Annotated in this window: 22 protein-coding genes; 13 read left to right on the top strand and 9 right to left on the bottom strand. The window is 43.4% G+C overall.

Going from position 1 to position 20,397, the window contains the following annotated elements:
• Nucleotides 1-47 precede the first annotated feature (47 nt).
• A complete protein-coding gene (locus tag IHE35_RS07460; RefSeq protein ID WP_242786820.1) occupies nucleotides 48-695 on the top strand; it encodes a division plane positioning ATPase MipZ in 648 nt (215 codons plus the stop codon).
• Between the two features lie 71 nt (nucleotides 696-766).
• Here the strand turns inward: IHE35_RS07460 and IHE35_RS07455 are convergent, their stop codons facing one another.
• The 5 genes from IHE35_RS07455 to IHE35_RS07435 form a co-directional block, all read right to left on the bottom strand.
• Nucleotides 767-1,303 (bottom strand): DUF2058 domain-containing protein, encoded by a 537-nt coding sequence (locus IHE35_RS07455; protein ID WP_242786819.1) that lies wholly within the window; start codon nucleotides 1,301-1,303, stop codon nucleotides 767-769.
• Between the two features lie 16 nt (nucleotides 1,304-1,319).
• The gene (locus tag IHE35_RS07450; RefSeq protein WP_242786818.1) at nucleotides 1,320-1,994 is read right to left on the bottom strand and encodes a YoaK family protein; all 675 of its coding nucleotides are present in this window, start codon (nucleotides 1,992-1,994) and stop codon (nucleotides 1,320-1,322) included.
• Between the two features lie 48 nt (nucleotides 1,995-2,042).
• Nucleotides 2,043-3,239, bottom strand: a complete 1,197-nt coding sequence (gene sstT / locus IHE35_RS07445) for a serine/threonine transporter SstT (protein ID WP_242786817.1) — start codon at nucleotides 3,237-3,239, stop codon at nucleotides 2,043-2,045.
• Nucleotides 3,240-3,544: 305 nt separating this feature from the next.
• Nucleotides 3,545-5,296, bottom strand: a complete 1,752-nt coding sequence (locus IHE35_RS07440) for a SulP family inorganic anion transporter (RefSeq protein WP_242786816.1) — start codon at nucleotides 5,294-5,296, stop codon at nucleotides 3,545-3,547.
• A gap of 200 nt (nucleotides 5,297-5,496) precedes the next feature.
• The gene (locus tag IHE35_RS07435; RefSeq protein ID WP_099339075.1) at nucleotides 5,497-5,808 is read right to left on the bottom strand and encodes a metalloregulator ArsR/SmtB family transcription factor; all 312 of its coding nucleotides are present in this window, start codon (nucleotides 5,806-5,808) and stop codon (nucleotides 5,497-5,499) included.
• A 283-nt stretch (nucleotides 5,809-6,091) separates the two neighbouring features.
• Here IHE35_RS07435 and cysK point away from each other — a divergent pair, with 283 nt between their 5' ends.
• The 4 genes from cysK (at nucleotide 6,092) to IHE35_RS07415 (ending at nucleotide 10,585) form a co-directional block, all read left to right on the top strand.
• Nucleotides 6,092-7,090: a cysteine synthase A gene (gene cysK / locus IHE35_RS07430; protein ID WP_242786815.1), complete on the top strand. Its 999-nt coding sequence runs from the start codon at nucleotides 6,092-6,094 to the stop codon at nucleotides 7,088-7,090.
• A 148-nt stretch (nucleotides 7,091-7,238) separates the two neighbouring features.
• Nucleotides 7,239-9,917, top strand: coding sequence for a heavy metal translocating P-type ATPase (locus IHE35_RS07425; RefSeq protein WP_242786814.1), 2,679 nt, complete (start codon nucleotides 7,239-7,241; stop codon nucleotides 9,915-9,917).
• Nucleotides 9,918-9,927: 10 nt separating this feature from the next.
• Nucleotides 9,928-10,347, top strand: a complete 420-nt coding sequence (gene cueR / locus IHE35_RS07420) for a Cu(I)-responsive transcriptional regulator (RefSeq protein WP_242786813.1) — start codon at nucleotides 9,928-9,930, stop codon at nucleotides 10,345-10,347.
• Nucleotides 10,348-10,387: 40 nt separating this feature from the next.
• Nucleotides 10,388-10,585 (top strand): heavy-metal-associated domain-containing protein, encoded by a 198-nt coding sequence (locus IHE35_RS07415; protein WP_242786812.1) that lies wholly within the window; start codon nucleotides 10,388-10,390, stop codon nucleotides 10,583-10,585.
• 39 nt (nucleotides 10,586-10,624) lie between these two features.
• On the opposite strand, the gene IHE35_RS07410 is transcribed toward IHE35_RS07415, so the two are convergent.
• Both IHE35_RS07410 and IHE35_RS07405 read right to left on the bottom strand, forming a co-directional pair.
• The gene (locus tag IHE35_RS07410; protein ID WP_242786811.1) at nucleotides 10,625-11,227 is read right to left on the bottom strand and encodes a TetR/AcrR family transcriptional regulator; all 603 of its coding nucleotides are present in this window, start codon (nucleotides 11,225-11,227) and stop codon (nucleotides 10,625-10,627) included.
• Between the two features lie 180 nt (nucleotides 11,228-11,407).
• Nucleotides 11,408-12,514, bottom strand: coding sequence for a putative zinc-binding metallopeptidase (locus IHE35_RS07405; protein ID WP_242786810.1), 1,107 nt, complete (start codon nucleotides 12,512-12,514; stop codon nucleotides 11,408-11,410).
• A 314-nt stretch (nucleotides 12,515-12,828) separates the two neighbouring features.
• On the opposite strand from IHE35_RS07405, the gene ureE reads away from it, so the two are divergent.
• From ureE to ureC, 7 genes are all read left to right on the top strand, one after another.
• Nucleotides 12,829-13,311: an urease accessory protein UreE gene (gene ureE / locus IHE35_RS07400; protein WP_242789974.1), complete on the top strand. Its 483-nt coding sequence runs from the start codon at nucleotides 12,829-12,831 to the stop codon at nucleotides 13,309-13,311.
• Complete coding sequence (locus IHE35_RS07395) at nucleotides 13,298-13,963, top strand: urease accessory UreF family protein (protein WP_242786809.1); 666 nt, start codon at nucleotides 13,298-13,300, stop codon at nucleotides 13,961-13,963. The genes ureE and IHE35_RS07395 overlap by 14 nt, the downstream gene beginning before the upstream one ends.
• Before the next feature lie 18 nt (nucleotides 13,964-13,981).
• The gene (gene ureG / locus IHE35_RS07390; RefSeq protein WP_242786808.1) at nucleotides 13,982-14,596 is read left to right on the top strand and encodes an urease accessory protein UreG; all 615 of its coding nucleotides are present in this window, start codon (nucleotides 13,982-13,984) and stop codon (nucleotides 14,594-14,596) included.
• A 26-nt stretch (nucleotides 14,597-14,622) separates the two neighbouring features.
• Nucleotides 14,623-15,504, top strand: coding sequence for an urease accessory protein UreD (locus tag IHE35_RS07385; RefSeq protein WP_242786807.1), 882 nt, complete (start codon nucleotides 14,623-14,625; stop codon nucleotides 15,502-15,504).
• A gap of 125 nt (nucleotides 15,505-15,629) precedes the next feature.
• A complete protein-coding gene (gene ureA / locus IHE35_RS07380) occupies nucleotides 15,630-15,932 on the top strand; it encodes an urease subunit gamma (RefSeq protein ID WP_242786806.1) in 303 nt (100 codons plus the stop codon).
• Nucleotides 15,933-15,941: 9 nt separating this feature from the next.
• Nucleotides 15,942-16,253 carry an urease subunit beta gene (locus IHE35_RS07375; protein WP_242786805.1) on the top strand — a complete coding sequence of 104 codons (312 nt, stop codon included), beginning with the start codon at nucleotides 15,942-15,944 and terminating at the stop codon, nucleotides 16,251-16,253.
• A gap of 12 nt (nucleotides 16,254-16,265) precedes the next feature.
• Entirely contained in the window at nucleotides 16,266-17,966 is a 1,701-nt protein-coding gene (gene ureC / locus IHE35_RS07370; RefSeq protein WP_242786804.1) for an urease subunit alpha, read from the top strand.
• Nucleotides 17,967-17,996: 30 nt separating this feature from the next.
• Here ureC and IHE35_RS07365 read toward each other — a convergent pair whose 3' ends face one another.
• Complete coding sequence (locus tag IHE35_RS07365; protein WP_242786803.1) at nucleotides 17,997-18,476, bottom strand: cytochrome P450; 480 nt, start codon at nucleotides 18,474-18,476, stop codon at nucleotides 17,997-17,999.
• A 181-nt stretch (nucleotides 18,477-18,657) separates the two neighbouring features.
• On the opposite strand from IHE35_RS07365, the gene IHE35_RS07360 reads away from it, so the two are divergent.
• Nucleotides 18,658-19,545, top strand: coding sequence for a DMT family transporter (locus IHE35_RS07360; RefSeq protein WP_242786802.1), 888 nt, complete (start codon nucleotides 18,658-18,660; stop codon nucleotides 19,543-19,545).
• A gap of 52 nt (nucleotides 19,546-19,597) precedes the next feature.
• Here IHE35_RS07360 and pcaD read toward each other — a convergent pair whose 3' ends face one another.
• Complete coding sequence (pcaD, locus tag IHE35_RS07355) at nucleotides 19,598-20,377, bottom strand: 3-oxoadipate enol-lactonase (protein ID WP_242786801.1); 780 nt, start codon at nucleotides 20,375-20,377, stop codon at nucleotides 19,598-19,600.
• Between the last annotated feature and the right edge of the window lie 20 nt (nucleotides 20,378-20,397).

The following is a 20,397-nucleotide window of genomic DNA, read 5'->3' as shown; positions in this document are numbered from 1 at the left end:
TTTTAAGTATTTAATGCAGTATTTTTAAATTGAAATGGGAAATAAACATGACAATTTTTGTGGTGACAAGTCCGAAACGAGGTTCAGGTAAAAGTACGTTGGCGATGAATCTGATAGAATATCTGCGTGTTCAAGGCAGCACACTCTATATTGATACCGACGACAATAAGCAGAATTTTGAATGGGTGGCTTTGCATCGCACAGGTTTTGGCTTTGAACATATTTCTTTAAAAGACTATCCAGATGAGTTAGCGTACCGCATTGAAAAGACAAAAACTCAATATGATGATATTGTCATTGATATCGCCGGGCATGATAGCTATGCACTGCGTTCGGTGCTGACGCAGGCAGATAAACTGATTATTCCCATGTCAGCAGATGCTAAAGATCAGGATATGTATAGTGAAATGCTGCAACTGGCGATCAGCGTTGCACAGTTCAACACTCAGCTAAAAGTGTATGGGGTACTGATGCGTGTGCCTCAGCAGATCGAAATTACTCAGCTTGAAGCAAATCAGAATTTACTCAAAGACATTCCAGCTGCACAATTTATGAATACCATTATTTATGAGGATAAAGCCTTTGATGACGCAAAGGACTTGGGGCGCAGCATCTGGGAGCATTCACCAGAACAGGGGCGATGCTTTGATCAATTTATTCAGGAGCTAATGGCTGATACAGTCCAGCCAGTTTGATTTTTTGCCTCGAAAATTTTTTAATAGACATTAAAAAAGCTCCCGATTTGGGAGCTTTTGGCTTTCATGGATTACCACATCAGGTCATCCGGAATCACGTATGCTGCATATGGATCTTCTTCATCGGTGGTCTGTTCATTCTTCTCAGAATTATTCACGATGATAAAGCCTTCCATTTTGGCATTGATACGATCCGCTAGCGCTTTAGGCAGGAAAGCATAGCTTTCATTTTCGCGGGCGATTACCAAACTGCCTGCAACCAGGGCATTATAAATTTGCTGATTCAGATAGACTTTCTTGATTTTAGAATCATCAATAAACTGATAGACAATTTCACCGTCAGTGTCACGAATTTTATGCTGATTGATCATTTGCATAATGGCAGCTTTGAGTTCTTTTTCCTGTAGTGCTGCTTTTTTCTCTTGTTCAATGGCCTGATCTTTTGCCAGCTTTTCCTGTTTGGCTTGTTCAATTTTGGCCTTAATTTCAGCTTCACTGCTATCACCAGTGCGTTTTTCGTGAACGGCCTGTTTTGACAATTTTTTTGCTTTTTTATTATCGACCAGACCTGCCTTTAACAATTGTGCCTGTAATGCGTTTTTAACCATGAGTATTTCCAGAGAATTAATGCTGTAAGCGTCGATAACGTAAATAGATGATCCAGTAAATCAGGCTTAGACTCAGGCTGAGTGCTGCCGGGATCAGGAATGCGTTTAATTTTAAATAAGGATAAATACAGCTGGCAACAACACCGCCAATTAAAAATCCGATCAAGATCAGTAAATGCAGGATAGTCCGCCGAGATTCAACTTCAAGTCCACGCAACTTATAGCCCAATGACAGCCCGAGATCGGTCAATACACCGGATAAATGCGTGGTACGGATAATGGTGCCTTTATAGTGACTGACCATGGCATTTTGTACGCCCATCGCTGTACAGGCCCAAAGTAGGCCATAGCGAGGAAAATAAGGGAGCAATACCCAGCTTAGCAGAATAAACAAAGCCACCAGGCTGAGCGGATAGCCATAAAGACGTCCTAACTGAAAGTGACTGTTACCCAGAATAAGACCGCTATACATTGAGCCAATGACATAACATAGCGTTACCAGAAACAGATACACGATATGCTGCGGTTCCCAATTCACCAGCGCCATGGCCAGCATACTGATATTGCCGGTCATATGGGAAACGGATTGGTGCAGGACGGTAATCAGACCGAGTACATTAATCATGCCGGCATTTACGGCAAGAAAGAATGCACCCAGTTGAATCCAGATAGGTAAACGCTGTAATGGCATAAAAACTCAACATCTATTGGCAAAAAATATTGAATTATCAATATAAGATCAATTAGATGCGCGGTCTACAGCTGTAGTAAATAAAACATCAGTTGATGAGTTGAGAGCAGTTTCAGTTGAATCCTGCAATACGCTGATCACCATACCGATTGCAACGACCTGCATTGCGATATCCGATGAAATACCGAACAGGCCACATGCAACTGGAATCAGCAATAATGAACCGCCAGCAACCCCTGAAGCACCACATGCAGACACAGTCGCAACCACTGACAGAATGATCATGGTAGTTAAATCGACATTAATACCTAACGTATTTACTGCTGCAAGCGATAACACGGTAATAGTTACAGATGCACCAGCCATGTTGATTGCTGCACCCAGTGGAATGGCGACACTTGAAGTGGATTCAGACACGCCTAAGCGTTTTGCCAGATCCATATTGACCGGAATATTTGCAGCCGAGCTACGGGTAAAGAATGCAGTGATGCCACTTTCGCGTAAACAGGTAAATACCAGTGGATAAGGATTGGCGCGTGTCACCAAGGCAACCAGTAATGGATTCACCACCAGCGCTACGAACGCCATTGTGCCAAGCAATACCGCCAGCAAGTGTCCATAGCTTGCCAATGTATCTATGCCTGCTTCGGCAAAAGTTACTGCGACCAGACCAAAAATACCGATCGGTGCCAAGCTAATCACCAGACGGATCACATGGTTAATGGCATTTGCTGCATCATTTAATACCGTTTTAGTGGTTTCAGACGCATGACGGAAGGCAGTACCCAGTGCCACGGACCAAGCCAGAATACCAATAAAGTTTGCCTCAGCAATGGCAACCACCGGGTTTGCAACAAAGCTGAGCAGCAGATTTTTCAGAATTTCACTTAAGCTGCCTGGTGGCTGTAAGTCACCTTGTGCAGCAATGTCCAGGAACAGCGTACTTGGAAACAGGACACTGGCAATCACAGCACTCACTGCAGCCAGGAACATGCCGATCGCGTACAAATACATGATCGGACGCATACGAGAGTTGCCTTGACCAACTTTAAAGTTAGCAATAGAAGCCAGGACTAAAATGAAAACCAGGACAGGAGCGACAGATTTAAGTGCTTTAATAAACAGGTCGCCGAGCAGGCTGAGGTAAGGTGCATATTCTGGAAAAACCAGTGCAACACCAATACCAAGTATAATGGCGATGATGATTCGGGAGACTAAACTCATACGCGAAAGAGCAGAGAACATAAGGTTGCCTTGTGTAAATTACGAGGGCTAAATGCGGAAAAAATTTGCGTTATTTTATACTTAAAATTCTATGTGCTTAAAATATATTTTTAGCTTAAATATAAGTTTATGAAAATAAACAATAATTATAGAAAATGAAATCTTTTATTATCTGCATTTTGCTCAAAATCAGGTCTTGAACAAAGTTTTAATATGGAAATGTATACCATATATTTTTTATAGAAATACTAAAAAAGAGATCAATTTTGCTGAGATTTGTCGACATCTTCAAAATTAATCCCTTTTTCTAGGAGCAGTCAAATGATTTAAATGGAATAGTCTTTACTGCGATCATAAAACAGATCAGGAGAAAGATCCCGAATTGCCTGATAGTGCGTCAGATAGATCCGTCCGCTAAGATGTTTTAGCAATTTGGATTCCTGTAAGCGATCCATGACGGGTCCTTTCACTTCAGCAAAGTGCAGACGAATATTGAGTTTGGCCAGTTCCATATTCAGATCTTCCAACATTTCCAGAGCACTGAGGTCGATAGCACTGATACTGGAACAGTTCAGAATGACATGCTCAAGCTGGTCTTTACCACTGACTGCATTAATCAGAAAGCCCTTAAAGGCATTGGCGTTCAGGAAGCTCAGGTTTTCATCAATACGCAAGGAAAGTACCTGATCCGAAGTCAGCACTTGATGACGCTGCACATTACGGAAATGCTGTGTCCCTTCAATCAGACCGACCACTGCAATATGCGGGCGGGAAATACGCCATAGCATTAATACAAAGGTGGAAATAATGCCAATGATTAGACCCGTCGAGATATCAATTAACACCACACCAAAGAAGGTCACCCACATGGCAATCCCGTCGGCTCTGGAATAGCGCCAGGCATTGATAAAGGGCTGGAAGTTCACCAGTTTCCAGATTGATACGATGATCGTGGCTGCAAGAATCGCCAGTGGAAGATCTTCAAAGAAACCCGTAAAGAACAGGCTGACCAAAATAATCAGCAGGGAAGACAGTACACCTGCCATTGGCGTTCTGGCACCAGCATCAGCATTGACCACAGTACGTGACAAGCTACCGGTAACTGGAAAAGCAGAACTAATCCCGGCACTGATGTTGGCAACACCCAGTGCAATCAGTTCCTGATTGCTGTTCAGCTGGCTACGTTGTTGAAGTGCCGTTGCTTGCGCGATAGACAGTGATTCCACAAAACTGATCATCGCAATCATGGTCGCGCCTGGCAGCAAGGTGAGTACCAAATCCCAGTTCCAGTGCGGAAAACTTAAGGGTGGGAATCCGGAAGGAATTGCACCTACCGTTTTAATCCCTTGCGTTTGCAGGTTTAGATACACCACAGCGCAAATTCCCAAAGCGACTAGCATTAATGGTACAGCCCGCACCAGAAAATCAGTCGATCCAATCCGGCTTTGTATGGACTGGGATTTCAGAATTTTGGGAAGATAGATCAGCAGGCCAATGGACAGCAGACCAAAAACCAGACTTGGCCAGTGAATGAGATGAATGTATTCCAGCAGGCTAAGCACAAATTGCTGAAGGTTATTGGCCTGTAGTGGCACATCGACCAGAAACTTAAACTGTCCAACCGCAATCAGCAGCGCAGAAGCAATAATAAAACTCTGAATCACCGGATGGCTAATCAGCTGAATCAAAAAACCAAAACGCATCAAGCCTAATAATAGGGAAATGATGCCAACCATCAACGCTAATAAAGTTGCTGCTTCGATATAGACGGGTGAACCGACTTCAAATAAAGGATTCAGCGTAGCAAAGGTCATCATGGAAATGATAGCCACAGGACCAATCGACAAGGTGCTGCTACTGCCCAGCATGGCATATAGAATCATCGGCAGGATACTGGCATATAGCCCCATAATGGGCGGTAATCCAGCCAACATGGCGTAAGCCATGCCTTGTGGCACCAGCATGGCGACCACAATTAACGAAGCCAGCACGTCGGACTTAAATTTAACCGGATTATAATGGCTTAACCACGACCAGGCCGGTAGTAATTGCAGCAGTTTTGGCTTCGAATTGGACATATAAAAGTCTAAATCACAAATATAGATATATTATGCACATTTTCTGCTAAGAAATCATGGTTAAAAGTGGAGCCTGATCAACCCTTGTAAAAAATGATCTGCCCAGGTCCTGGTATTGATTCTGTATAAACGGGATTATCTAAAGAGAAAAGACAATCCCAAAGACTAAGGGGGAGAAGTTTAGACTCTAGATGAAATGCTTAAGCTTTTACACAGTACAGTTGATACAGCGTATTCAGGATGACCACCAGATTCTGATCTTTAATAGAATAGAAAATTTGCTTGCCATCACGGCGGGTACTGACCACATCACTTTTACGCAACATCATCAGCTGTTGGGAAAGTGTGGGCTGTTGGATATGGGTAAGGTTTTCAATTTGGGAAACATTAAGTTCAGCTTGAGAAAGATGACATAGGATGATGAGACGGTCAGTGTTTGCAAGAGATTTCAGGATGCCAACCACCTGATCAGCTGAATCACGCATGGTGGTGATTTCAAGATCGGTATTCATTCAGAATGTCCATAGAGATAAAATACAGCACGAACAATTATAAAGGTCTGAATCCCTTAATATTTGGTAAAAATCACCTATTTCTATGGCTTTTTGTGAATTTAAATATCAATAAAAATTATATATTTACCATGAAATAATCAGTTATTTTTATTGTATATTAATAACTTATATAACAGTTGATTTGCCATAATAGAGTGCAGATTCCACTTTTTCTACAAAATCTGAAAATACTTGTATGATAAATAGTGTCATTCAAGCTAATAACATCAGGGATATACTAATGAGTACAGATTCAGCATTTCCTACACCCAACAATCTGGGAATAGCGGTTTACAGTAACAATGCAGAAGCAATTGGCAATACCCCCCTTGTACGCATTAACCGTGCCATCACAGGCGGGGCGACTGTACTCGCGAAAGTTGAAAGCCGTAACCCGGCATTTTCAGTAAAATGCCGTATTGGTGCAGCACTGATCGCGGATGCTGAAAAATCTGGCAAGTTAAAACCGGGGATGCACATTGTTGAACCAACCAGTGGCAATACCGGTATTGCACTGGCTTTCGTTGCTGCAGCAAAAGGTTATCCGCTTACACTGACCATGCCAGCCAGCATGAGTATCGAACGCCGTAAAGTGGTCAAAGCCTTTGGTGCTAACCTGATTCTGACTGAACCTGCCAAAGGTATGAAAGGTGCAGTAGATGAAGCAGTGCGTCTGGTGACTGAACAGCCTGAAACTTATTTCCTGCCACAACAGTTTGAAAATCCGGCGAACCCGAAAATCCACGAAGAAACCACTGGCCCAGAAATCTGGGAAGCGACTGGCGGTAATGTGGACATTCTGGTCGCTGGTGTAGGAACTGGTGGTACCATTTCAGGTATTTCACGTTACTTCGAAAAAGTCCGTAACAAGCCGATCTATTCGGTTGCAGTTGAACCTGCTGAATCACCAATCATTGCTCAGGCGAAACGTGGCGAATCATTGACGCCTGGACCACATAAAATCCAGGGGATCGGTGCGAACTTCATTCCGGGTAACCTGGATCTTGACCTAGTGGATGAAGTCATTGCGATTGAAAGTGCTACGGCAGTGGAATGGGCACGTAAAACGGCCTCACAAGAAGGGATCCTGGTGGGTATTTCAAGTGGTGCGGCGATGGCTGCAGCTGCACAACTTGCAGCACGTCCTGAAAATGCTGGCAAGAACATTGTGGTGATCCTGCCAGATGGTGGTGAACGTTACCTGTCATCGGTATTGTTTGAAGATATTTCTGCGGAATAATTTTCAGCAAGTATTTGACAATACATTAAAAGCTCGGGTTTATGATCCGGGCTTTTTTATTTTCACATAAAGACTTGACCTTCCAACCATGGGAAGGTTTAAGCTATAAGCTAGATTCAAACCATCAATAAAATGAAGGATATGTGCCATGCAGGAACTGTCAAATACTCAGCTGTACCAAACGACTGTGCAGATTGAAGGTATGACCTGTGCTTCTTGCGTGGCACGGGTAGAAAAGGCTTTAAAGAAAATCGAAGGCGTAATTTCGGCTCAGGTCAATCTATCTACGGAAAAGGCATCGATTAGTGCCGATCGCGTGATTCCCTATGCCGAGATTATCCAGAAAGTAGAGCGTACTGGCTTTAATGTTGCACAACAGAAATTTGAATTGGATATCGAAGGCATGAGCTGTGCCTCTTGTGCCGCCCGAATTGAAAAAGCCCTCAAGAAAATTCCTGAAGTGCTGGAAGCCAATGTCAATCTGTCTACTGAAAAGGCTTATATCACTGCAGTCAGTTCTTTACAGCAGCAGGTATTGGTCAAAGCCATTCAAAAAGCCGGTTTTGATGTCAAAGCAGACAAACTTGAACTGAATATTGGCGGGATGACTTGTGCATCCTGCGTGGCACGGGTGGAAAAGGCGCTAAATAAAGTTGAAGGCGTCACTGTGGCCAGTGTCAATCTGGCCACTGAAATGGCACAGGTTTCTGGTTCAAACCTGATTGCTGCTGATTTGATCCAAGCGGTTAAAAAAGCCGGTTACGAGGCACAACTCAAAACTGCAAAAGTGAATTTTGCCGAGCAGCAGAATTTCCAGCAAAAAAAAGCTGAAGAAACAGCTTCGTTGTATCGTGATCTTTGCATTGCCTTAGCGCTGGCATTGCCGGTATTTATTCTGGAAATGGGATCACATCTGATTCCATCCTTCCATCATTTTATTGCGCATAATATCGGTACGCAGAACAGCTGGTATATCCAGTTTGTACTGACGACTTTGGTATTGCTATTTCCGGGGCGGCGTTTCTACCAGCATGGGATTCCCGCTTTGCTGCGACTGGCACCTGATATGAACTCGCTGGTAACGGTGGGTACAGCGGCAGCATATCTGTTCTCCATTGTCGCAACATTCTTCCCATTTTTGCTGCCACAAGCCACCGTGCATGTCTATTTTGAAGCAGCAGCCGTGATTATTGCCTTGATTCTGTTAGGTCGTTATCTGGAAGCACGTGCCAAAGGTAAAACTTCACAGGCGATTCAATACCTGATTGGCCTACAGCCTAAAACTGCGCGTGTCTTGCAGGGTGGACAATGGCTGGACCTGCCCATTTCTGAAGTCCAGCAGGGCATGATCATTGAAATTCGCCCAGGTGAAAAAGTCGCAGTAGATGGTGTAGTGACCTCCGGTCATAGCTATGTCGATGAGGCGATGGTGACTGGTGAACCGGTGCCTGTTGCTAAAAATATTGATGATCGTGTAGTGGGTGGAACCATTAACCAGAATGGAACCTTGCAAATCCGTGCCACCGCCGTGGGTGAAGATTCAGTTCTGGCGCAGATCATTAAAATGGTCGAACAGGCGCAAGGTGCCAAACTGCCGATTCAGGCAGCTGTAGATAAAGTCACTTTATGGTTTGTGCCTGCGGTCATGGGCCTAGCCTTACTGACCTTTGTTGTCTGGTTTCTGCTTGCTCCTGAGCCACAATTGACTTATGCACTGGTTAACGCCGTGGCAGTTCTGATTATTGCCTGTCCTTGCGCCATGGGACTGGCAACACCGACCTCGATTATGGTCGGTACTGGTCGTGCGGCAGAAATGGGAGTGCTGTTCCGTAAAGGCGAAGCTCTACAGTTATTGCAGCAAACTAAAGTGGTAGCAGTCGATAAAACCGGAACCCTGACAGAAGGAAAGCCGGTCATGACCGATTTTCAGGTGCTAGAAGGTTTTAATGAACGACAGGTTTTGCAACTGATCGCCTCGGTAGAAGCGAAGTCTGAACATCCAATTGCTTATGCAATTGTGCAGGCTGCAAAAGAGCAGCAGATTGAATTAATCGAAGTAAGTGAATTTGACTCGATTACGGGTGCTGGCATTAAAGCACACGTGGATCATCAAGATATCCAGATTGGGGCTGAACGATTGATGCAACAGCTGGGTTTAAATACCGAAAACTTTTCTGAAACAGCCTCTAGATTAGGACAGGAAGGCAAGACACCCTTATATGCAGCAATCAATGGTCAACTGGCAGCGATTATTGCTGTAGCTGATCCGATTAAAGATACAACTTTTAAAGCCATTGAAGAACTGCATCGTCAGGGGCTAAAAGTCGCGATGATTACTGGCGATAATCCGCATACGGCGAATGCGGTGGCACAACAACTCAAGATTGACCACGTGATTGCCGAAGTCTTACCTCATGAAAAAGTCGATGCCGTAAAAATGCTGCAAAAACAGCATGGCATTGTCACTTTTGTTGGGGATGGCATTAATGACGCACCTGCATTGGCACAGGCTGATGTTGGCATGGCGATTGGTACTGGGACTGATGTAGCGATTGAAGCTGCAGATGTAGTGCTCATGTCCGGCAATATGCAGCATGTTGCAACCGGGATTGGCATCAGTCAGGCTACCATTAAAAATATTCGACAGAACCTGTTCTGGGCCTTTGTCTATAATATTGCGTTGATCCCAATAGCCGCGGGTATCCTGTATCCATTCTTTGGCATTTTGCTTTCGCCAATGTTTGCCGCGGGTGCAATGGCTTTATCATCTGTATTTGTCGTCAGCAATGCCTTACGTTTAAAGCTGTATCAGCCGCGATCCGCATAGGAGTAGATCAATGAATATTGGACAAGCCGCTAAACGCTCCGGCATCTCGGCCAAAATGATTCGCTATTATGAAGAAATTGGTATGTTACCTGCACCGAAACGTAGTGAAAGTGGCTATCGTGACTATAATGATGCCGATATTCGTATGCTCGGTTTTATCCAGCATGCACGTGCGCTGGGATTTTCTTCGGATCAGATGAAAGAGTTGCTTGGGTTATGGCGCAATGAAGTGCGGCAGAGCAGCGAAGTCAAACAGCTGGCACAAAAACATATCGCCACACTGGAACAAAAAATCCGGGATATGCAGGCCATGGTTGAAATTCTCAAACAATCTGTGGCGCGTTGTGCCGGTGATGAGCGTGCGGATTGTGCAATTTTAAAAGATATTGAGCAGGGTCTGGATACAAATCCATTCTCCAGCCATCACTAAACTTCAAGTTAAAATAAATCATTTCTTAGGAGATCAGCGCATGAAATTTCGTATTGAAAATATGACCTGTGGCGGTTGTGCACGTAGTGTCACTGCAACCATCAAGGATCTGGATGAACATGCACGTGTTGAAATTGACGTAGAAAAAAAGCTGGTTGAAATAGAAACTGGCGTACATCAGGATGAAATCATTGCAGCACTGACTGAAGACGGTTTTCCACCGGTAGCAGTTAAATAGCGATTACAACTGCAAGCCTGACCTGTGTGTCAGGCTTTTTTATGCAGGGGTATTGGGTGCAATCATCAGGGCTTGATTAACATACAGTTCAATCAAGCGTTCACGAGAACCAATGGCTTTTTGATAGCTGGTTGAATTCAGCAACAGGGATGCACCGTAGGTGACTGTCCAGATAAAAGACAGATAATCGCGGATAGACATACTACTGTTATTTGCATCTAAATATTCACGCGTAATGTCACGAATACTCAGAATGCGTTCTTCACGAACCTGATACAGTTCCTGAAACAGCTCTTTCAGGCCTTTTTCTGTATTGGTCAGGCGCTCTTCAATCATATGCAACAGAATGGTTCGGTTAGCATTGTGCAAATGATAAAGCATGTATTCCGATACATAAGTCCGGAAATCCGTATTAAAACGTTTGGAAATCTCTAGAAGACGCTTTTCATTTAAAATAATCAGTTCCAGATACAGCTGGTTTTTGCTTTTAAAATGCTTGTAAATGGTCCCCTTGGCAATATCCATTTCACTGGCAAGTTCATTCAGCGTAATGTCTTCGATATTATCCAGAAGCAGGCTTTCAGCCATGCTAAGAATTTTTTCTTTACGCAGAAGAAAGTTCTGTTGTCTTACACTGCTCATCTTATCTTTACTAACGTGTCGAAAAAGAACCATAACAGCCTAATTATTTTCAGATTAAATAACTATCAAACTATGGTCGTGCATCGTGATGAAATTGTTTAAAAACTGAACCTTTATTTGCTAAAGTCCTGAAAATTTTAGAGAGCTCGCTGTTGATTGACTTTTTAAAATGGTCTTCTTTTATAAAGAAGATATTGATTGCAGGAATTGTAACTTATCTTCTTTAAATGCTTTTTCCAGAACATGACGATGAATGAAGCGCAGTTTGTCTTTTACCACCTCGGTGAGCTTAAATGGATAAGCATCTTCCAGCCCCATACTACGATTCAGGGCATTCAGGTTAAAGGTCAAAGTAACCCAGTTATCCAGGATGTGTTCAAAGTCTTTGCCGCCAATCGGACATTCTTTAAAGGACATACTCGCAAGGGTTGTACCATTGCCATCCACACGCAGGCCAGCAAAGAAAGCTGTTTCTAGCGTTTCCATGATATGCAGATAATGCGCCCAGGTTTCCGCCCAGTCTTCCCATGGATGCGCCGTGGCATAGGTGCTGATATATTTTTCTTGCCAATTTTCTGGTGCACCTTCTTCATAATGGCGCTGCAGGGCAGCAGCATAATCCTGGCGTTCATCACCAAAATACTCACGAAACTCATCAATCAATTCTGGATGTAAATGTTGCATGACATTCAGATAAAAATGCCCACTTTCATGGCGGAAATGACCCAAAAGAGTGCGGTAGTTTTCCCCCATATTGATTCGTGTAGTTTCCCGATAGACGACATCCGCTTCAATCGCATTCATGGTAATCAGGCCGTTTGAATGGCCGGTCAGAACCGGTTTGCCATCCATCGGTAAGAGAAAGTGAAAACGCAGGCCAAACACATCATCGTCTGAATGTTTCGGACGTGGCATCATGTTCATGCGCTGGGTCAGATATAAAAAGCGCCGTTTTGCCTGTTCCAGACGGCGCCAATAGTTGATCACCTCTGGATCGTCCAGATTTGGAATAATATGGGTCAGTTGACAGGACTCGCAGTAGTCCTCATCGCAATCGCCCGGAATCATCCAGTTGCATACCTGATAATGGGTATAGTTATAGCAGGGCTTATAGTGCGTAGCACGATATTCTGATTTTAGCGGAATCCATTCATCTTCACCGCGTTTTTCAAAAGTGCACATGTCCTTTTCCGAGGCGATATAACCGATCGGATTGTTACAGTAATGGCATTCAGTGGAGTAAAAAAAGATCTGATGCTCACATTTGGGACATTCGAAGTATTTCATGTGCACTCCGTGAAAAGCAGGGAAGCTGCATGCTTGAGTAATTTAACTTAAAATCTTGTTTAACCAATTAATTAAATAATTTCATTAATTCAGCTACTTAACAAATAAAAAACCAATTACTCAACAGGTGATTCGCACTCATAGTTTAGCCTGTGTTGAAGATGGGTGAAATATTATTCGCAATTTTTATGTAAGAAAATTGAATCCCCATCTTGGCACGATAAATGCTTTATTTTGATGCAATATTTTCTGTTTTTTGATCGATTGTTTTGCTTTGGAACATGATGAATCAAATTGATGCATATAGGGCCAAGATGAAGATTTTTACCCAACGTCTGGAAGATGCCAGCCACGCTGCTGATATTGAAAGCATTGAACTCAGCTTTGATACGCGTCAAAAAAGCCGTTTCCGCGCTACGCTAAAAAATGGCACCGATATTGGTGCAGACCTGCCACGTACCGGGATTTTACGGAGTGGTTCAGTCATCGCTACAGATCATGGGGAATTGCTGCGTGTAAATGCCAAGCCAGAAACCTTGATGCAGGTCACCGCAGATCACGAATTTGATCTTTTAAAGGCAGCCTATCACCTGGGTAACCGCCATGTGCCTTTAATGCTGACGCCAGATGCGCTGTATTTTGAGCCAGATCATGTCTTGGCGGAAATGGTTGAGGGTTTAGGCTTACAAGTGAATCAAGTTGAGCATCCGTTTGAACCGGAAAGTGGTGCATATGCGCAACATCAGCATGACCATCGTTTAAGTCCAATTAAAGCTTTACATCATGTCGCACATTAAAGCATCCCAGCTTTTAAGCTTGCTAACTTTGTCATCGACGGCGTTGCCGATTGGTGCGTACTGTTATTCACAAGGAGTAGAAAGCGCGATTGAAACCGGTTTGATTCATGATGAAGCCAGTAGCATTGCTTATTTTCATGAAGTCTTGGAGATGTTGTTACTACGCTTTGAATTGCCGATTTTAAAACGCTTAATGCAAAGCTATAACGACGAAGCTGAATTTCAGTATTGGGCTGAAATTTATCGTGCCAGTCGGGAAAGCAAAGAGCTATTGGCGGAGTCGCAACAATTGGCATTTTCACTGAATGCCTGGATTCGAGACGTACTGAAAAAGCCAGTCATCGTAAAAAAACAACTCGGTTATGTGCCTGTTTATGCAAAGCTTTGTGGTGAATTACAGCTTGAAGTTGAAGAAGTATTAACGGCTTATGCTTTTGCGGTGCTTGAAAATCAAGTTTTGGCAGCAGTGAAAACTGTGCCACTCGGGCAAATGAGTGGACAACGGATTTTATGGGAATTGCACGCGGCGATTCCTGCCGTGATCGAGCGTGCCATGCAACTACAAGATGATGAACTCAGTAGTGCCTTACCCAAATACGCCATGCTCAGCATGCATCACGAAACTCAATATTCTCGTTTATTTAGATCATAAAAATTTAAGGAAAAAATCATGTCAGAACGTAGTCCATTACGCGTTGGAATTGGTGGTCCAGTCGGTTCAGGGAAAACAGCGTTAACACTTAATTTATGTCAGGCACTGCGTCATCGTTACAACATGGCAGTCGTGACCAACGACATTTACACCAAGGAAGATTCTAACTTTTTAACTCGCAATGAAGCGATGTCACCGGATCGCATTGTAGGTGTAGAAACAGGTGGTTGCCCACATACTGCCATTCGTGAGGATGCTTCAATTAACTTGGCGGCCATTGATGATTTATGCGAAAAGTTCGATGGCTTAGAGCTGATTATTATTGAAAGTGGTGGTGATAACTTGGCAGCAACCTTTAGTCCTGAATTATCTGATCTCACTTTATATGTGATTGATGTGGCAGGTGGTGAAAAAATTCCACGTAAAGGTGGGCCAGGTATTACCAAATCTGACTTGCTCATCATTAATAAAACCGACTTGGCTGCAATGGTTGGCGCAAACCTAGATGTGATGGATCAAGATGCAAAGCGTATGCGTGGCGAGAAGCCATTCCTATTTTCAAATATGAAAACAAAAGATGGTCTTGAGCAAATTATCGAGTTTATCGAAAAACAAGGTCTGTTTAAGTCTTAATCCAATTTTGGAATGACCGATTTCACATGAATAGTTATGTTGAACAAGCGCCTGAATTAAACACGAAGTTTTGGTTTGCCAGACTACAGCTTGGTTTCGAAGCCGATCTAGTCCAAGGACGTACGGTTTTACAGCATCGTAAGCATGAAGGGCCTGTCCGCGTGCAGAAAATGCTGTGGCCTGAAAAAACAGGGGTGTGTCACGCCATTATTGTGCATCCACCTGCGGGCATTGCCGGTGGTGATCACCTGAGTTTCGATATGCATGTGGGGGCAGGTGCGCATGGTTTGGTGACCACACCCGGTGCAGGAAAATGGTACAAAACCAATTTAAAACAGGCCTATCAGCATATTGACATTCGCGTGGACGCACAGGGTATTTTTGAGTGGCTACCTCAAGAAACTATGCTGTTTGATGGTGCAAATGCCCATTCCAATACCACGATTCATCTTGATACTACAGCGAGCTTTATTGGTTGGGATATGTTGGTGATTGGTCGCCAAGCACGTTCTGAAAAATTCCAAGATGGCGCATATCAAAGTCGATTCTTGTTGTATCGGGGCAATAAATTACTGGTTGCAGATCGCCTGAAATTTGTAGGTAAAGACCGTTGGTTAAGCTCAAGTTTGGGTATGCATGGGCGTGCGGTCATGGGCAGTTTATGGGCTGTACCGCCTGAGCAATATCGCGCAAGTTTTTATCTTGATGAGCATATCGAACTGATCCGTGAACTGATGATGCGGATGGATGTGAATGTCACATTGACCCGTTTGGATGATGTGATCACAGCACGCTACTTAGGTGATGACGTCCGTGAGTGCCATGATGCTTTTGCGGCCATTCGTGCGCGCTTGCGTCGTTATTGGTATGGCTTGGATGAAGAATTTCCGAGGATTTGGCGGACGTAATCCCTCCCGACCTCCCTTTTATAAAGGGAGGAGAAAGTCCCTCTTTATAAAAGAGGGATTTAGGGAGATTAGAAATATCTTGCACACATTTTGCATTCAAAATATCGAAGAATTAGGACATAGACATGGAACTGAATCCGACTGAAAAAGACAAAATGCTGATTTTCACCGCAGGATTGGTGGCAGAACGTCGCAAAGCACGCGGTTTAAAGCTGAACTACCCTGAAGCGATTGCCTTTATTTCAGCAGCACTTTTAGAAGGCGCACGTGATGGTATGAGCGTGAGTGAATTGATGCACTACGGTACGACTTTATTGACGCGTGATGATGTCATGGATGGTATTCCTGAAATGATTGCCGAAGTTCAAGTCGAAGCCACATTTCCTGACGGTTCAAAACTCGTTACTGTGCATCAACCGATTGTCTAGGAGCATCTTATGATTCCGGGTGAAATTTTTACGGCAGACACAGATATTGAAATGAATGTGGGCAGAGCGACTTTAAAAATGACCGTTGACAATGCTGGAGATCGTCCGATTCAAGTCGGGTCGCATTTTCATTTTGCCGAGGCGAATGATGCTTTGCAATTTGACCGTGAACAAGCGCGTGGCTATCGCTTAAATATTGCAGCAGGCACAGCGGTTCGTTTTGAACCGGGGCAAAGTCGAGATATTGAACTGGTTGCATTGGCAGGAAAACGCGAAGTCTATGGCTTTGCAGGTCGAGTCATGGGTAAGTTGGACGAATAAGGAAATGATTAAATGAAAATGTCACGCCGTGCTTATGCGGAAATGTTTGGTCCAACTGTAGGTGATCGTGTTCGTTTAGCCGATACCGAACTGTTTATTGAAGTTGAACAAGACCTCACCACCTATGGCGAAGAAGTAAAATTTGGTGGGGGTAAGGTGATTCGTGATGGCATGGGGCAATCTCAGCTTTTAGCAGATGATGTTGCTGATACCGTCATTACTAATGCGCTGATTGTTGATTGGTGGGGCATTGTCAAAGCGGATGTAGGTCTAAAGAACGGTCGTATTTGGAAAATTGGTAAAGCTGGAAATCCTGATATTCAACCTAATATTACCATTCCACTTGGTGCGGCAACTGAAGTGATTGCAGGCGAAGGGCAGATTCTGACTGCAGGTGGTGTGGATACCCATATTCACTGGATTTGCCCGCAACAAGTTGAAACTGCACTGATGTCAGGTGTAACTACCATGATTGGCGGTGGTACAGGTCCTGCAGCAGGGACATCTGCAACCACTGTGACGCCAGGACCGTGGCATATTGCCACCATGCTTCAAGCAATTGATGATCTACCAATGAATATTGGTTTACTCGGTAAAGGCAATTTAAGCCAACCTGAACCGATTGCTGAACAGATTCGCTCGGGTGTGGTGGGTTTAAAATTGCATGAAGATTGGGGTTCTACGCCTGTTGCGATTGATAATTGTTTGACCGTGGCAGATCAGTTTGATGTACAAGTGGCGATTCATACTGACACACTTAACGAAAGTGGCTTTCTAGAAGATACTTTGGGTGCATTTAAAAACCGAACCATTCATACCTATCATACTGAAGGTGCGGGTGGTGGGCATGCGCCTGATATTTTAAAAGCCATTGGTCAGCCAAATGTATTGCCATCTTCAACCAATCCAACCCGTCCTTATACCATCAACACCATTGATGAGCATTTGGATATGTTGATGGTCTGTCATCATTTAGATCCTGCCATTGCGGAAGATGTGGCATTCGCAGAAAGTCGTATTCGTCGTGAAACCATTGCTGCGGAAGATATTTTGCAGGACTTGGGTGCAATCGCGATGATGTCTTCAGATTCCCAAGCCATGGGACGCGTCGGAGAAGTGGTAATTCGTACTTGGCAAACGGCACATAAAATGAAAGTGCAACGTGGGCCATTAGAAGGTGATACGCCTGCACGCGATAATAACCGCGTGAAACGTTATATTTCTAAATATACGATTAACCCTGCGATTACGCATGGTTTAAGTCATGAGATTGGTTCTGTTGAAGAAGGTAAATTGGCGGATCTGATTTTATGGAAGCCCGCTTTCTTTGGTGTGAAACCATCGATGATTATTAAAGGCGGGATGATTGCAGCAGCGCCAATGGGTGATATTAATGCGTCCATTCCAACACCTCAGCCTGTGCATTATCGTCCGATGTTTGGCGCGAATGCCCGTGGTGTGCATAACACCTGTATTACTTTTTTGTCACAGGTGGCGATTGAAGCAGGCGTGCATGAAAAGCTCGGTTTAAATAAAATCATTAGCCCATGTAAGGGTACGCGAGATATTCAGAAAAAGGATATGAAGCACAATACTTACTGTCCTGTGATGGAGGTTGATCCTGAGATTTATGAAGTACGTGCTGATGGTAAGTTGTTGAATTGTGAGCCTGCGGAAGTGTTGCCAATGGCGCAAAGGTATTTTTTATTTTAAGACAGAAAAGCCCTTGTAAAAGGGCTTTTTCTAACTTCGTACTAAGAATTTCGTATCATTTCTATTATCCTTAAAGAACCAGTAATCTCTAATATATGAAAAAAAAGTAACCTCACTAAAAGCGATTAATCCATAGCAAATTATTAAAGAAAGATTTTTATGCCAACCATCAACACACAAATGAAGAATAGTAAATGAAATAAGAACCCCGCTAGCAATACGCAATAAATTAATACATGTATTGAATAGCTCGTATGACAGTTTTTTTAAAAACTCCTTGTTTCTATAATTAAAAAAATAGTAAAAAAACCATAAGATTATTGCGATAACAAAAAGGATTGAGTAGTGTAAAAGATTAGGAGTTTGAAAGTTTCCATTGTAACCAGCTATTAACTCCTCAATACCTTTGGATCCAACAAGTAAATATGTCAATGCCATCAAAACCAGAGAGCTTAACAACATAATCGAAAGTTCTAATTTTAATAGTTCATGTATTTTTCTAGCAATCATTTAATGCCTCCTTTTTTCTCTATTATTAATAGTTTGAATAGCATATTAAAGAGATATGCGACATAAAATGACGTTATAAATTGCAAACTTTCCGCTATCAACTTCAAACCCTTTTTTAATTAGTCATCTCATCTGCAAAGGCTTAAAATTATTTCACTTTTAACCTAACAGCAGATGAGACATGGCAATCAGTTGGATCTTCTTTACCTTAATGGCTGCATTCATGCAGGCATGGCGTAACGCATTTCAAAAACAATTGAGTACCACAGTCGATGTATGGGGTGTGACCCTTGCACGCTTTATCTTTGCCTTACCATTTGCTGCCATCTACATCAGTACGTTGTACCACTTTAAACCTGTAGAAAGTACCGTACATTTTAGCCCATTATTTTGGGTTTATATCGTGATTGCGGGTGTGAGCCAAATATTGGCAACGGCGCTCATGGTGCAACTGTTTAAACAAAAAAATTACGCCATTGGGGTAGGATTGGCCAAAAGTGAGGCGATTTTAGCGGCCATTATTGGTGTCGTTTTCTTATCTGATCATTTATCACTTTTAGCTTGGTTTGGGGTCTTAATCGGTGGCTATGCCGTCTTTTTACTGAGTAAAGGCAAACAGATCGAAACCTTTTCCGCAAAAACCTTAGCGATCGGAATTGGTAGTGGTTTAAGTTTTGCCATCACGTCATTATTGGTACGAGAAGCCAGTTTAGAACTCAGCATGTTGCCGACCATTCACCGTGCGGCATGGGTCTTAGTGATGGTGATCGGTTTCCAATGCATCAGCATGTTGCTGTATTTAGGCTTATTTAAACGCCAAACCTTAATTGCCATGTGGCAACGTCTTGGTCTTACATTCCGCGTCAGCGTGTGTAGCTTTATGGCATCGCTCGGTTGGTTTACTGCCATGAGCATGATGAGTGTGCCAATTGTCAAAACGCTCGGCCAGATTGAGATTTTATTTAGCTTACTGATCTCGGCGTATTTCTTTAAAGAAAAATTAGCACGCGCAGAGCACATGGGCTTGGTACTGGTGGTGATTGCAGCGATCTTAGTCATTTGGGCATAAGCATCCAACCATAAAAAAAGCCACGTTGAACGTGGCTTTTTTGAGGCGAATGTTAAGCTTGAATAAAAGCTTGTACTGCTTGGTTAAATGCTTCAGGTTGTTCGACATTGGAAATATGCGACGCATTAATTTCAAACAATTGACTGCCTGCGATACGTTCTTGCATAAACTCACCATCTGCAACCGTGGTGACAGGATCTTGTTGGCCTGCAATGACCAATACAGGAATCGTGATGTCTTTGAGTTGCTCACGAACATCCGCCTTAGCCAAAGCTTCGCAACAACTTGCATAACCTTCCGGGCTGCCAGCACCTAAGTCGTTTGAAAGTTTTGCAACAGTCGCTGCGTTGCTCTGGATAAAGGGATCGGTAAACCAGCGTGATGCTGCCGTTGATGCAATCGGAGCCAAGCCTTGTTCACGCACCAGTGCGGCACGTTCCAGCCAGGCTTGTTCCTGACCGATCTTGGCAGCAGTATTGCAGATAATCACGTGGCTAAAACGTTCAGGTTTGTTAATCACTAACCATTGACCAGTTAAACCGCCCATTGAAATGCCACAGAAAGAGGCTTTATTAATATTTAAATGGTCAAGCAGATTGACTACATCCTGACCTAACTGTTCAAGACTATATGGACCTTGTGGTGCAGAGGAAACCCCATGACCACGGGTGTCATAACAGATGACAAAATAGTCTTGCTGGAAAAACTCAATTTGTGGTTGCCACATGCTGAATTTGGTGCCCAGTGAGTTAGAAAAAACCAGGGCAGGTTTGCTGGCATCACCAAAGGTTTGGAAATTGATCTGAGCATCGTTAGATGTAAAAGTTGGCATTTTTTTAGAATCCTTTATCT

The organism is Acinetobacter sp. ASP199 (assembly GCF_022700675.1).
GTDB lineage: Bacteria > Pseudomonadota > Gammaproteobacteria > Pseudomonadales > Moraxellaceae > Acinetobacter.
Note: the sequence above shows the minus strand (reverse complement) of the source record. Positions and strands in the feature narration are given on the sequence as shown.

Coding starts and splice junctions, on each gene's coding strand:
- IHE35_RS07405 (WP_242786810.1), bottom strand. CDS start 12,514: ATGAAATACTTCGAATGTCCCAAATGTGAGCATCAGATCTTTTTTTAC.
- ureG (WP_242786808.1), top strand. CDS start 13,982: ATGTCAGAACGTAGTCCATTACGCGTTGGAATTGGTGGTCCAGTCGGT.
- IHE35_RS07385 (WP_242786807.1), top strand. CDS start 14,623: ATGAATAGTTATGTTGAACAAGCGCCTGAATTAAACACGAAGTTTTGG.
- IHE35_RS07365 (WP_242786803.1), bottom strand. CDS start 18,476: ATGATTGCTAGAAAAATACATGAACTATTAAAATTAGAACTTTCGATT.
- ureE (WP_242789974.1), top strand. CDS start 12,829: ATGAAGATTTTTACCCAACGTCTGGAAGATGCCAGCCACGCTGCTGAT.
- cueR (WP_242786813.1), top strand. CDS start 9,928: ATGAATATTGGACAAGCCGCTAAACGCTCCGGCATCTCGGCCAAAATG.
- IHE35_RS07450 (WP_242786818.1), bottom strand. CDS start 1,994: ATGCCATTACAGCGTTTACCTATCTGGATTCAACTGGGTGCATTCTTT.
- IHE35_RS07415 (WP_242786812.1), top strand. CDS start 10,388: ATGAAATTTCGTATTGAAAATATGACCTGTGGCGGTTGTGCACGTAGT.
- IHE35_RS07425 (WP_242786814.1), top strand. CDS start 7,239: ATGCAGGAACTGTCAAATACTCAGCTGTACCAAACGACTGTGCAGATT.
- IHE35_RS07360 (WP_242786802.1), top strand. CDS start 18,658: ATGGCAATCAGTTGGATCTTCTTTACCTTAATGGCTGCATTCATGCAG.
- IHE35_RS07375 (WP_242786805.1), top strand. CDS start 15,942: ATGATTCCGGGTGAAATTTTTACGGCAGACACAGATATTGAAATGAAT.
- cysK (WP_242786815.1), top strand. CDS start 6,092: ATGAGTACAGATTCAGCATTTCCTACACCCAACAATCTGGGAATAGCG.
- IHE35_RS07395 (WP_242786809.1), top strand. CDS start 13,298: ATGTCGCACATTAAAGCATCCCAGCTTTTAAGCTTGCTAACTTTGTCA.
- ureC (WP_242786804.1), top strand. CDS start 16,266: ATGAAAATGTCACGCCGTGCTTATGCGGAAATGTTTGGTCCAACTGTA.
- sstT (WP_242786817.1), bottom strand. CDS start 3,239: ATGTTCTCTGCTCTTTCGCGTATGAGTTTAGTCTCCCGAATCATCATC.
- IHE35_RS07410 (WP_242786811.1), bottom strand. CDS start 11,227: ATGAGCAGTGTAAGACAACAGAACTTTCTTCTGCGTAAAGAAAAAATT.
- IHE35_RS07435 (WP_099339075.1), bottom strand. CDS start 5,808: ATGAATACCGATCTTGAAATCACCACCATGCGTGATTCAGCTGATCAG.
- IHE35_RS07455 (WP_242786819.1), bottom strand. CDS start 1,303: ATGGTTAAAAACGCATTACAGGCACAATTGTTAAAGGCAGGTCTGGTC.
- IHE35_RS07460 (WP_242786820.1), top strand. CDS start 48: ATGACAATTTTTGTGGTGACAAGTCCGAAACGAGGTTCAGGTAAAAGT.
- pcaD (WP_242786801.1), bottom strand. CDS start 20,377: ATGCCAACTTTTACATCTAACGATGCTCAGATCAATTTCCAAACCTTT.
- ureA (WP_242786806.1), top strand. CDS start 15,630: ATGGAACTGAATCCGACTGAAAAAGACAAAATGCTGATTTTCACCGCA.
- IHE35_RS07440 (WP_242786816.1), bottom strand. CDS start 5,296: ATGTCCAATTCGAAGCCAAAACTGCTGCAATTACTACCGGCCTGGTCG.